The sequence below is a fragment of the Adlercreutzia sp. ZJ138 genome (assembly GCF_011038935.1).
GTDB lineage: Bacteria > Actinomycetota > Coriobacteriia > Coriobacteriales > Eggerthellaceae > ZJ141.
The window spans coordinates 1-13,360 of sequence record NZ_JAAKEA010000016.1 but is presented as its reverse complement, the minus strand read 5'-3'; the positions used below and the strand labels follow the sequence as shown (position 1 = coordinate 13,360).

8 protein-coding genes and 1 rRNA gene are annotated in these 13,360 nt (G+C 56.6%); 4 read left to right on the top strand and 5 right to left on the bottom strand.

Annotated features, from left to right (window positions below):
* Positions 1-46 precede the first annotated feature (46 nt).
* The 3 genes from G7Y43_RS07425 to glmS are packed head-to-tail and all read right to left on the bottom strand — an operon-like array spanning position 47 to position 3,479.
* Positions 47-1,030 carry an ADP/ATP-dependent (S)-NAD(P)H-hydrate dehydratase gene (locus tag G7Y43_RS07425; RefSeq protein ID WP_165045622.1) on the bottom strand — a complete coding sequence of 328 codons (984 nt, stop codon included), beginning with the start codon at positions 1,028-1,030 and terminating at the stop codon, positions 47-49.
* Positions 1,031-1,042: 12 nt separating this feature from the next.
* Positions 1,043-1,645, bottom strand: coding sequence for a holo-ACP synthase (acpS, locus tag G7Y43_RS07420; protein ID WP_165045620.1), 603 nt, complete (start codon positions 1,643-1,645; stop codon positions 1,043-1,045).
* Positions 1,646-1,655: 10 nt separating this feature from the next.
* On the bottom strand, positions 1,656-3,479 hold the full coding sequence (gene glmS, locus G7Y43_RS07415; RefSeq protein WP_165045618.1) for a glutamine--fructose-6-phosphate transaminase (isomerizing): 1,824 nt from the start codon (positions 3,477-3,479) through the stop codon (positions 1,656-1,658).
* A gap of 486 nt (positions 3,480-3,965) precedes the next feature.
* On the opposite strand from glmS, the gene G7Y43_RS07410 reads away from it, so the two are divergent.
* From G7Y43_RS07410 to G7Y43_RS07395, 4 genes are all read left to right on the top strand, one after another.
* Positions 3,966-6,350, top strand: coding sequence for a VaFE repeat-containing surface-anchored protein (locus G7Y43_RS07410; protein WP_165045616.1), 2,385 nt, complete (start codon positions 3,966-3,968; stop codon positions 6,348-6,350).
* A 186-nt stretch (positions 6,351-6,536) separates the two neighbouring features.
* Positions 6,537-8,039 carry an ATP-binding protein gene (locus G7Y43_RS07405; protein WP_165045614.1) on the top strand — a complete coding sequence of 501 codons (1,503 nt, stop codon included), beginning with the start codon at positions 6,537-6,539 and terminating at the stop codon, positions 8,037-8,039.
* Between the two features lie 13 nt (positions 8,040-8,052).
* Positions 8,053-9,537 (top strand): VWA-like domain-containing protein, encoded by a 1,485-nt coding sequence (locus tag G7Y43_RS07400; protein ID WP_165045612.1) that lies wholly within the window; start codon positions 8,053-8,055, stop codon positions 9,535-9,537.
* Positions 9,538-9,568: 31 nt separating this feature from the next.
* Entirely contained in the window at positions 9,569-10,615 is a 1,047-nt protein-coding gene (locus G7Y43_RS07395; protein WP_165045610.1) for a leucine-rich repeat domain-containing protein, read from the top strand.
* A 101-nt stretch (positions 10,616-10,716) separates the two neighbouring features.
* Here the strand turns inward: G7Y43_RS07395 and G7Y43_RS07390 are convergent, their stop codons facing one another.
* Positions 10,717-12,786 (bottom strand): translation factor GTPase family protein, encoded by a 2,070-nt coding sequence (locus G7Y43_RS07390; RefSeq protein ID WP_165045703.1) that lies wholly within the window; start codon positions 12,784-12,786, stop codon positions 10,717-10,719.
* 464 nt (positions 12,787-13,250) lie between these two features.
* Positions 13,251-13,360, bottom strand: a 5S ribosomal RNA gene (gene rrf / locus G7Y43_RS07385); the annotation flags it as partial.

Sequence of the window (13,360 nt, the reverse complement as noted above, 5' to 3'; positions counted from 1 at the left end):
CCGCATCATAATCCCAAGGTGAGCTGGGAGCGATATTTGGGCAATTCTAGCACTGATCGAAGGAGCGCACCGCATCCGGAATCGAAGCGATAACATCTTCGGGAACAACGCACACCGATGTGAGTCGTTGCTCGGCGATGCGTCCTGCACGGGCATGCATCATTACCCCCGATACCGCTGACTCGAACACAGGGCCACCCTGCGCCAAGTAGGCACCGATGATGCCCGCCAGCACATCGCCCGTGCCAGCCTTGGCAAGCGCGCTCGTTCCGTCCGACACGCACTGGGTAGAGGCACCATCCGACACGTACGTGTCGGGGCCTTTTAAAACCACTACCGCACGCGAGGCTACAGCCAGATCGCACGCATATGCCGCCAGATCGGCTCGATAAGAGCGCCTCGGTTCTGCGGGCTTTGCGGGCTTTGCGGACGCCACCAGCTTCGTGCATGCGCCTGTCTGCAGCGACGATGCTTCAGCACGTGAGAAAACACGCGGTGGCTGAGCAACGCCCACGCATACCGCTAAGCGAGCAGCTTCGCCCCCATGCGGCGTGATCACCGTATCAAGCCCCGCTTCAGCACGTCGCTGCAAAAGCCCACGGCAATCCTGTGACGCCAAGCACCCAATAGCACCGCCGTCAATAAGCACAGGCGCCTGCGCCATAGAGAGCACGAACGCCAGCAAGCGCGCAGATGCAGCATCGTCGGTATCGAATCCCGGACCAACCACGTAGGCAACCGGTTTGCCCGCCGAGCTCGGCGTGATGCGTGCACACGGCCAATGCTCCCACGACCTGACTACCAGCGACAACCCACATGATCGAACGATGTCGACCGATTCTGGCGCGCACACAACCTCAACGTAGCCCGCTCCTAAGCGCTGTGCGGCAAGCGCGGCCAAGCCCGCAGCTCCCGGATAAGCAGCCGAACCACCCACCACGGTTAGCTTGCCGCGCGTGTACTTGTTCGCATCGGCCTCCGGCCAGGGGATAAGCGGCAGGGTGGGAACAAATTCAAAACTCTCAGACATGTAAGCCCTCTATCACACGCGGGCGGCAGAAAACGTGGCTTTATCAGCTGCAACCTCGGCGGAATCATCGGCAATTCTTGAAACAACTGGTGCCTCAAGGTTATCAAGCATGCCGCGTGCTTCCTTGAAACGGCGGGCCAATTCCTCCATCGGATCCTTGCGTTCCTCGGAAGCACGAACCGAACTATCGGTGATAGCCATGGCGCAGGCGACGGCCTCGTCGTGCGTGTACGACAGCGATAAGGGAAGTTCACGTACACCCAACTGGGAAGCAACACGCTTCGCCTCACCATGAAGCACCACATACGGACGACCTTTTGCAGTGCGGCGAACTTCCACATCGCATGGGCCAATGCCACCCGAAAAGCCCGTTCCCAGCGCCTTCAGCACCGCCTCTTTCGCGGCGAAGCGTGTGGCAAAATGAGCTTCGGGTGACGCCGTGCCTTCGCAGTATGCGCGCTCGGCCTCGGAGAACACCTTTTTCGCAAAGCTCGATGTGCGCGCCAGAATAGCCTTCATGCGGGCGATTTCCACAATGTCGACACCAAGACCAACCTGGCCACCAAGCATTTCGCTCGAGCCACCCACTTCACCCACGTCGACCACCTCACGCATGTCGCGCGACCTATTCAACGGTCACGCTCTTCGCAAGGTTACGCGGCTGATCGACATCACAGCCACGCGCCACAGCGATGCTGCGCGCCAGCAACTGCAACGGCACACTCGCGGTAATAGGGCTGAAACAATCGCGCACCTTCGGAATGTAGATTACATGGTCGGCGTGCTTGCGAATTTCCTCGTCGCCCTCGGTAGCAATGGCCACGATCATGGCGCCACGAGCACGACTTTCCTGCAAGTTTGATATAACTTTGTCGTACACCGGGCTCTTGGTAGCAACCGCAATAATAGGGAATCCCTCGTCAATGAGCGCAATGGGGCCGTGTTTCATCTCGCCCGCCGCATACGCCTCCGCATGCAAGTAACTGATCTCTTTGAGCTTGAGTGCCCCTTCCGACGATATAGCCGCACCCATACCTCGCCCAATGAACAGCGCACTTGTCGCGTCCTTGCAGGCCAGAGCCGCCCCGTCTACAGCTGCCGTATCGGAAAGGATGCGCTCGACCTGAGCGGCGGTATCAGCGAGCTCGCGGAATAGCATGCGCAACTGATTTGTCTTCAGCTCGCCCTGTACCTGCGCAAGCAACATGGCCAAAAGCGTCAAACTCACTACCTGACCAAGGAAGCTCTTTGTGGAGGCGACGGCTATTTCCTTGTTCGCCTTCGTGTAAATAACTCCGTCACTTTCCCGCGCAACAGGACTGCCGATGACGTTCGTAATGCCGAACACCTTCGCACCCTTCACGCGCGCATCGCGGATGGCGGCAAGGGTGTCCGCTGTCTCACCCGACTGACTGACCGCCACCACCAACGTAGTGGGCGTGATAATGGGGTTGCGATAGCGAAATTCGCTTGCTACCTCAACCTCACAGGGAATGCGCGCCCAACCTTCGATGAGATTCTTCGCGATAAGACCCGCATGGTAGCTCGTACCGCACGCGATCACGTACACGCGGTCGATAAGACTCAGTTCTTCAGGGCTCATATCAAGCTCGTCAATAGAAAGCGACCCATTCACCAAACGCCCCGCCAACGTGTCGCGGATAACACGCGGCTGCTCGTGAATCTCTTTCATCATAAAGTCGGGATAGCCGCCTTTCTCCGCCATGTCAACATCCCAGTCAACATGGGTAACAGCGGGCGTAATGGGCATACCCCGTCCGTCGAAGTAGTCGATGCCAAGCGGTGTGAGCTTCGCAAACTCGCCGTCGCCGAGCACCACCACGTCACGCGTTGCGTCGATCATGGCGATGATGTCGGAGGCGACGTAGCTGCCATGCTCGCCGCGCCCAATGACGATAGGGGAATCTTTGCGGGTAACCACAATAACGCCCGGCTCCATATCGCAGACAACGGCCAAGCCGTACGCACCCACCACCTGGTCGCACGCCGTGCGCACCGCAGCCATCAGATCACCCTCGTAGGCCTCCTCGATCAGATGCGCCACCGTTTCGGTGTCGGTGTCGCTCGTGAATGTGTGTCCGCGCGCCTCAAGCGCTTCGCGCAGTTCGGCGAAGTTTTCGATAATGCCGTTATGTACCACAGCAATGTGCCCGCCGCATGAGGTGTGCGGATGAGCGTTCGCCTCACTCGGACGCCCATGAGTTGCCCAGCGAGTATGCCCAATGCCGCACTGCCCGCCCATGTCAAGCTGCTCAACGGCCTCAGCAAGCGCGGCAACCTTACCTTTACGATGGCAAACTGACACGTGCCCATCACGTTCGACAGCAATACCAGCAGAATCGTATCCGCGATATTCGAGCCGCCGCAAACCCTCGATCAGAATGCCTGAAACGGGCTTAGCTCCTGTGTATCCGACGATGCCGCACATAGGCATGTCCTCCCTTTTCCACATCGTGAACATGCGCCAACGCGGCGCATTGGTTTCGCATTCGGTCATTGTACGACAAGCATCAGAGAAGCCCGGTTGCCGACGTAAGAAGTCGGAAACCTCACATAACGCCTTACTTAACACTGCGCCCCAACGCCGTGTAACCGATATTCGAGAACCTGAGACAAGCACACAGCGGCAAAGCCCACGTGAGAGATGAGAGCCCCTGCAAGATTCCTGCAAGGTTTTTGCGAGGTTTCACACGGTTTCTGGCAAAACATCGAAGGAACCCGCAGGAACGCAACCTAAAACCCACTTGATCGCGAGTAGAAAAGCATTCCTGTTCCGTTGGAAACGTGCGACTGTGCGCAGGTACCCTGCCTCTATGATCGAAGGTATTGACCCATGCGCCGCAACCTTGGTTGCCTGGCGACGCACACGCGTCGCACAAGCCCTCATACGGCGCTTTTCGAAAGGAGGCATTCCATGACTATGCGCACCGCGAAAGCACGTCGTATCAAAACTGCTTGCTTAACCTTGGCACTAGCGGTGGCATGCGGTATAGGTATACTGTACGCCACCACCGCTCGTCCTGACGTAGTAGCACCAGATGAGGCCTATGCGGCAAGCACAACGTTTTACTGCTATCAGGGAGGATCGGGAACCAATTCGGGCACCATGTATCGCTCGACGGAGGGGGCAGTCGCGTTCTGTACGAACCAGTACAAGGAAGGACCACTGCCGGAATCGGCGGGCGGGTCGGCATTCAGTGAGACAACCAGCGCGGCTTGCTGGGATTACCTGATGTACCATGGCTATCCGAACACCACCACGATTGGAGGCAAGAGCTGGTCGGCGCTGCATGCCTCCGACATTACACAGATTGCGGCATGGCTTATCACCGACCGTTCCTACCACATGATCGACTACGCGGGCACCGACGTGCTCGCCGCCGCTGAACGACTGGCCGACGAAGCACTCGCATATCGGGGTGGTGGCGTTGAAGATGGATGGTCGACACTGTGGAAACCAGCAGATGACAAGCTACAGGTACTCGTGACCACCGCCAGCCCCGGCTGGATCGAACTTGCCAAAACAAGCGCCGATGACACACTAACAAATGGCAACGCATGCTATCGGCTCGAAGGAGCACGTTACGGCGTGTACAAGGATGAGGCTTGCACGACAGAGCTGTGCGCCATGACGACGAAAGCCGATGGCACCGCCGCCTCCGAAAAGCTCGGACAAGGGACATATTGGGTTCGAGAAACGAAGGCGCCTGCAGGCTACATACTCGATTCGACCGTTTACCAGGTGACGGTGCAAGCAGGAAAGGCTACACGCGTTAACGACGGCACCGTACAGGACGCCCCGCGCTACGGAAGTCTCGATCTGCTGCTGCTCAAGCACGACGGCGAACTTCCGTGTGACGATGCGGGCAACAGTCCGCTTGGAGCAGCAAGCCTGGCCCAAGCGCGCTTCGCCATCGACTTCTACGGCGGGCAATACAGCAGTGCGCAAGAAGCGCAAGCATCCGGCGCGCCACTGCGCAGCTGGACGGTACAAACCGACGAGCAGGGTCGCGTGTTGCTCGGCACACCAGATGCAACGTTTGAAACCGCCGACGGCGAAACCCTGCCGTACCTGGTGGACGGTGACGATCTATTCTTCGCCAATGGTAAGCCAGCACTACCGCTTGGCACCTGCGTCATTCGTGAAGAAACTGCCCCGAGCGGCTACCTGCCACCCGTTGATGACAACGTACAAATCACGAACATCACCGAAGTAGGAGATAGCCAAACCGATGTCACCTTCGCGATTCCCAAAATAGAAAACCAGGTAAAACGTGGTGATCTCGAATTCACGAAAGTCCGTGCTTCGACGATGGAACGCCTCGTGAACGTCCCCTTCAAGCTGACGAGCGCAACTACCGGGGAAGCTCACATCATCATAACCGACGCAAACGGATACGCCTCAACCGCAGCAGCCCATACACCACGCGTCGACGACACCGGCACGGTCATTGCCAATGGAAACGACCCGTTTGAACTCGATGCCACCTACCCTCTTGATGACTCCTGTAGTGTATGGTTCGGAACAGCCGACGACAAGCAGAGAACCCCCACCAACGAACGCGGCGCGCTGCCTTACGATGTGTACTCACTCGAAGAGCTACCCTGCCCGGCAAACGAAGGACTTGAACTCGTGCGCATTGACAACATCGCCATCGCTCGTGATTCCGTAACCGTACAACTCGGAACCGTAACCGACAGCTGGCCCGAGATAGGCACCACGGCAACCGACGCACGTGACGGCGACAAAGTACTCGCACCCGAAAGTGACGTCTCCATAGTAGACCGAGTTGCCTACAGTGGCCTTATTCCCGGCAAGGAATACACCGTTCGCGGAACCCTTATGAACGCCGACACGGGAGAACCCATCACAGCAACCCGCACAGAAGATAGCAGCGCGGAAACCGAGTTACCCGACGAACCCATCACCGCAGAGGCATCGTTTACGCCCACCAACCCAACGGGTGCAATCGAGGTCCCATTCTCCCTTTCCACCGATGAACTTGCCGGTGCGAGCGTTGTTGTTTTCGAAGAACTCTACCGCGACGACCGTATGGTTGCAAGCCATGCCGATCTTACCAACACCGACCAAACCGTAACTGTCGAAGCCCCCGAAGAACCCACAACACCCGAAGAGCCTCAAACACCTGAGAAGCCAACCGTTCCAAGCACTCCCGCATCGACGCTACCCGCAACCGGCGACGCTGCCATGCGTGGTGCATCCTTCGCACTGGCCACCGCATTGGTAATGATAGGAATCATTGCTGCAACCATCGCGTTCGCGCGCCGACGCCGCTAACACACCCCGAACGCAACTTAGTGCAGCTCAGTCGCACGAACTCGCATGCTCGCCCAACATCAAACGGGCGGGCATGCGACGCATCTGCCTCAAATTGGATAACAAGAACCACGAAGCCCCTGCCATTTTCGCCAGAAGGCTGCTATTGTTATGCGATGCAAACCACGCAGGCGGAAAGGCTGATCTATGAACATCGAGCAAGCGACCGAGCAGATACGCAGCGCCATCACGGCGTACCTGTCGAAAGACGAGCATGGCCTGTACCGCATTCCCTTCCACATGCAGCGGCCCATCATCATGTTCGGACCTCCGGGTGTGGGGAAAACCGCAATTGTCTCGCAAGTCGCGCAAGAACTCGACATCAACTTCGTCAGCTATTCCATCACGCACCACACGCGACAAAGTGCACTGGGCCTGCCGTTCATTTCTTCCGAAGAATTCGATGGAGAAAACTGCCGCGTGTCTCAGTACACGATGTCGGAAATCATCGCTGCTGTTCATCAGGCGCGCCGCACAAGCGGCGTAGACGAAGGTATTCTGTTCCTCGATGAGGTTAACTGCGTCAGCGAAACGCTTGCTCCAGCAATGCTTCAGTTCCTGCAATACAAAACGTTCGGCATGCACCGCCTGCCCGAAGGGTGGATCATCGTCACCGCCGGAAACCCGCCCGAGTACAACCGGGCAGCACGCGAATTCGACCCCGCCACGCTCGACCGCTTGAAGCGGATCGATATTGAACCCGACGTAACCGTGTGGCAAGACTATGCTGCAGCTCACGGTGTTCACCCGGCGATAACCACTTTCCTTGATGCCAAGCCGGGTTCGTTTTACAAAGTGCGCGCTGGAGCAAAAGGTGCAAAGCTGGTGACTGCACGCGGATGGGAAGACCTCTCCCGCATGCTGCAAGCCTATGAAGCGGAAAGCCTCATAGTAAACGCGGAACTGATTCGCCAATACCTACAAGACGACGACACTGCCCACGAGTTCTTCGCATATTATGAGCTCTTCCGCGCCTACCGAGATGACTACCGTATTCCAGACATCCTGAGTGGCGCTTTCGATGACACCATACGTGATCGAGCACGCGCCGCCCGGTTTGATGAGCGAATCACCCTTGTTGGCTTACTCACCGACGCTTTGTCAACACGAGTTCACGGCGCTATGGAACTGGAAAGCGCCCTGCGCCTCGTCCGCGCCGACCTCATGGAGCTTAAAGGGACGCTTGTCGGCGACGAAGCGGCACTCGCCTTACGCAAGCGTGCAAGTTCCGTGCGCGGGGAATGCGAAACGGGCAACCGTGCCAACAGCGAACCCGGCGACCGCCGCGTGGTAAAGGCGCTGCGCGTGAGCGTACTGAACATGGCAGCAGATGCAGCCGACGAAGCTACGCGAACCGGTAGCGCGCGATTCGATGCAGCAAAAGAGGTGTTCAATTCCCAGGTAAAGCGCTGCGATTCACTGCTGCAACGCGCCATCTCGTCGGTGGACAGCGTCTTTTCCTTCCTTGATACCACATTTGGAGAAGACTCGCAAGAATCGCTGATGATGGTCGCGAAGCTTTCCGCTGACCCGCTGCTTGTACGCATGGTGAGCGAGCACGGATGCGAGAGCTACCTGCGACACAACAAGAGTTTGCTGTTCACCGAGCGGGGTCTTGACCTGCTCAAACAGGCGGACAACCTCGCCTAGGTGGCACGCGACTATGCCGCAAATCAACCTGACGGAAAAAGATGAGCTCGCGCTGCGCGTCATCAACTTGGCGAAAGCCCTCGTGCTCGCTGACAACCATTTCCTCTCAGCCGCCGTCGGGCGCTTGCACGTAACGCCCTCGTTTCTTGACGACCCCTTTGCAACCGATGGGTTCTCCCTCGCATTCGATGCCGAGCGAGTACTACGAGCGTTTCGCAGCTTACGCGCAGCCCCCAAGCACGACCTGCTGCACAGCGTCATGCATTGCGTTTTTTTGCATCCGTACGTAGGTCCGTCAGTCGATCAGCCCCTCTGGGATCTCGCTAGCGACATTGCCGCAGAGCGCGCTGCGGCAAAGCTCTGCGGACCACGGCCCGGAATGCGAGGGGTTGAAATCGCAGATGCTCTTGAGCGTATCGAGCGCGAATTAGGCGGTCATGTGACTGCGGAAAAAGCATATGGACGCTTGCGAGCGGGACAATGGTACTCTTATGTGGAAAAATGGGCGAGCCTGTTTCACTCCGATGCCCACGGTATCTGGTACGTACCGCTCGGGGCAGGCGACGTTGACGGAAATGATTCTGCCGACAGCAACCCATCTGACGGAGACGGACAGCATACAAACGACTCGGATAGCGACGGGGCAAATGCCCCGGGGTGCAGCAATACCAATACTGAGAACAACCCATCTCACGACGACGGCTCAGCAAGTGGGCACACCCTTGCTCGTCCACTTACCGAACGTCAGAAGCAAGAGTGGCGCCACGTTGCAGCCAGTCTCTCGGTTAACCTGCAAACCATGTCACGCACCCGCGGCGAACAGCTTTCGGGTTTTTCAGAAGAACTCATGACTATCTCACGCGAAAAGATTGATTACGCAGCGTTCCTACGGCAATTCGCTACACCCGGCGAAGTGATGCGTCTCTCAGATGACGAGTTCGATTACATCTTCTATACGTTCGGTCTTAAGCTCTACGGCGATTTGCCACTCATCGAACCACTGGAAAGCCGCGAAGAAAAACGTATTCGTGAATTTGTGATCGTCATCGACACCTCGGGCAGCGTATACGGCGAGGCAGTACGTCGCTTCATGGGAACGACCGTCGACATCTTACAATCAACCGAATTATTCTTCGATCAGGTGAACATCCATATCATCCAGTGCGATGCAGACGTGGTCAGCGACGACGTCGTGATAACCCTTGATGACCTTACGAAATGGGAATATGCTGCAACAGTGCGCGGCGGCGGAGGTACCGACTTCCGCCCGGCATTTGAATATGTTGACACGCTGCTGGAGGACGGGGCATTTGAAAACCTGGGCGGCCTCATCTACTTCACCGACGGATGGGGCATCTACCCCGAACACATGCCCGCATACCGGACGGCGTTTGTATTCTACGATGATGACCACCGTCCAGAGGACGTTCCACCATGGGCGGTGCAGATCGTGCTCGGTAACGAGGATATCAACCACTTAACTCCGCCTTCAGCTTAGACTAGAAGCGCACAACAAAAAGGAGCACCGCATGAGTAACATTCGCACCGTCGGCGAGCTCACCCTTGAACTCTTCGATGAAGGCTGGCACGTCATCGCATGCGATGACGGTGTCACACATGTCACCATACCCAGCGAGGTTGAAGGCACAGCCGTCACGTTCATCGGGTCGAAAGCATTCGAAGACCATCGAAGCTTAGAATCGGTAGTCCTGCCCGACTCGATAACGTTCATCGGAAACTTCGCCTTCCAGAGATGCGGTGCACTTTCGTCGGTGTGTCTCCCCTCCGCCATAAAGTCGCTCAACCTCGGTGTATTTTGGGGCTGTGTGTCTCTTGCGGAAATCGACATCCCTTCTTCGGTAACCATCATTGGCGACGGAGCGTTTCGCAATTGCACTTCGCTGGTATCTATGACGATACCCAGCAGCATCGAAACGATCGGTGATAGTGCGTTTCGGGGATGCACAGCCCTTCCCACAATCCACATCCCTCATTCGGTCACCACGGTCAGTCGCAGCGCGTTTCGCGACTGCAGCTCACTTTCAACAGTGAACTTGGCGAACTCAGTAACCTACGTTGGACCACGTGCGTTTCAAGATTGTCCAAAGCTCGGCGCGATAACAATCATCGGAGAGAATCCCGACGCAACCGCTTCAGCTTTCCTTAACACACAAACTGTTTATCTGGTCGCCGACTATGTGGTTTCTCGAAACCTTATGCCGTTTGACGACGCGAAGCGCTTGTTATTGTCAACCGTTCCGCAAGAGAAGCTGCTCGGCGCGCGCGTGGCAGCTTCTTACCCAGACCGCTTAGATGAGATCCCCAGCAAGTTTCCTCTCATGCGAGCACTCGCGGAAGCAGGACGTGTCGTTGATCTGCGCTCACTCGAAAACCAGCCCGGCTTCTTTACGCGTGCAAACCTTCTGCGCGGCATCGATGCAGCCTCGCGCTGCGGACAAACCGAAGCCGTAGCGTATCTAATGGATCGAAAAGCCGCACTTGATGCGCCCACCATTGCGGATGTAGACCCCGAAACAAACACCAGCCGTTCGATATCCTGCGGCCTTGAGTTATAGAGTAAACGGTCTTTTCATGCAAGCGGGGCTCGGTCACATAGCCGAACCCCGCTTACTCTCAACAGCTTCACCCGTAGACGAAGTACCCTACTCTACGGCTCCTAGTTACTGGAACGAGACGCCTGATATGCTTCCACCAGCTTCTTGGTAACATCAGCAGGTGCTGGCTCGTAACCTTCGAGCTTCAGCGTGTAAGAACCGTTACCGCGCGTAATAGAGCGCAGATCCTTGGTATAGGTGACCACCTCAGCATAGGGAATGCGCACCATGATGATCGTGTCGCCCGCATCGTTTGAGTCGGTGCCAAGAATGCGACCACGGCGCATGGATACATCACCCATAACCGTGCCAGCGTATTCTTCACTTACCGTAACATCAATCTCGGCCATCGGCTCAAGCAATACCGGATCGGCCTTTTCGCATGCAGCGCGGAAGCCAATACGAGCAGCCGTCTTGAACGCCATCTCGTTAGAGTCAACCGAATGATAGCTGCCGTCATACACCACGCATTTGATATCAACTATGGGGTAACCAGCAAGGAAGCCTTCAGCCATGGCATCCTGCACTCCCTTGTCGACAGCCGGAATGAGACCATTGGGGATAGCGCCACCCTTGATCTCGTCCAAGAACTCATAGCCCGCTCCCGGATTCGGTTCCAAGCGTAGCCAGCAATCGCCAAACTGACCCGATCCACCCGTCTGCTTCTTGTGACGGCCCTGCGCCTCGGCGGTTTTACGAATCGTCTCACGATACGGAATCCGCAGCTTACCAAGGCGAACATCAACGCCTGTTTGATCCTTGCAACGCTTCAAAATGGTTTCCACCTGAGTATCACCCATCGTGGTGACCACAGTTTGACGCGTTTCCTCGTTGCGGGTAATGATAACCGTCGGGTCGTTTTCAGCCGTGCGCGCTAAGAACGTACCGAGTTTATCCTCGTCATTCTTGTTGCACGCCTCAATAACCACCGGATACTGGGGCACTGGCAACGGCAGCGGATCGATCGCAATATCGCCCGACTTCGACAGCGTGTCACCCGTGCGCGTGTCGGAAAGCTTCGGCACGACGATGATGTCACCCGCCTTCGCGCTTTTCACGTCAGTGGCTTCCTTACCCATCATCACATACAAATGGCCGATGCGATCCTTTTTGCCCGTGCGCGAATTGATGATCTCCATGCCAGGTTCAAGCACGCCCGAGAACACCTTCAGGAAGCTCAAGCGGCCAACGTACGGGTCAGCGATGGTTTTGAACACGAACGCAGCAGGCTCGCCGTTCTCATCGACAAAGGTCTCCTCACCATTCGCCAGGCGGAAGCGACCATGATGACGTGGATGCGGGAAGTACGTGGCAATATCTTCCATCAAACCCTGGATACCCTGCTCGATAATGGTCGAACCTACGAACACCGGAATGAACAGCTCTTGCGCAATAGCCTTGTCAAGCAAGTTCTCAAGCTCTTCCTGTGTGAGCTGTTCTTCGCCATCAAGGTATTTCATCATCAGATCGTCGTCGGCCTCAGCAACCAAATCACACAGCTTCTCACGCGCAACACGAGCCTCATCGAGATACTTCTCAGGAATATCCTCGATACGTTCTGTCGTGCCATCTTGGTCGAAGTAACGCGCCGTCATGCGAATGACGTCAATGACGCCCTTGAAATCGGCATCCTGACCAATAGGAATAGTTACCGAACCCAAGCGCGAGCCAAAGCGAGCATGCAGCAGCGCCATGGCGGTGTCGAAATCGGCATGTTCACGGTCGATGTGGTTGATAAATACCGCACGAGAAAGGCGCATATCCTCGGCTTCACGCCATAGCTTCGTGGTCATCACCTGCGGACCAGCAACGGCGTCAACCACAAACAGAGCCATTTCCGCCGCCTGCATGCAAGCCATAGTGTCACCGATAAAATCGGGGTGCCCCGACGTATCGAGCACATTGATTTTGAAATCCTTATACGGAATAGGCGCAATCGAAGTGCCTATAGTGAACTTGCGGCGAATCTCTTCATCGTCGTAATCAAGGAAGGATTTCCCATCGTGCGTGGTTCCCATACGCGGCGTACGCCCGGATACGTGCAGCATAGCCTCTGCAAGTGATGTCTTACCAGACCCATCCTGTCCAACCAGCACGATGTTACGTACATGCTCGGTAGCGGGAGCTGCCATGTTGACCACCAACCTTCCTGTTAGGCGATCTACGCGCGCACCACGTGCGACAGCGCAGACCATCAAGTCAAGCTTTCAGACACACGCAAGCAAAAATCGCAGCGTGTCTTCTAGTGAAACACTGACTAATCACGTTTCATCTGCGTTTGCAGGGCGGAAGGCTAAGGGCCAAAACCGAATGCGCACACTGACGTGCGCAAACGAGGTTTAACACCTTCAAGCACCCCATTGCAAACGCAGGACAAGCGGAATTATTCAGTATTTTCTTAGTCTACCGCACCTTGAGCTTTTCATGGTCGACAACATGATCAAAAGCAGCACTTGAAAGCAAGAGAGTCTCCATCCAAGCCCCGCCACGCACATCCAAGCAAGCAAAAGGCCCCGCACGATACGGGGCCTTGTTTGTTGTTGTGGGATAAAGGGGCCAAACACACATGTGACACTAAACACACATGTGCCCCCCGCGAGCGCGGCACCCTATCCTCCCACGGGCTTGCCCCGCAGTACTTTCGGCGATGGCGGGCTTAACTACCGAGTTCGGAACGGTATCGGGTGTGTCCCCGCCTCCATGGCC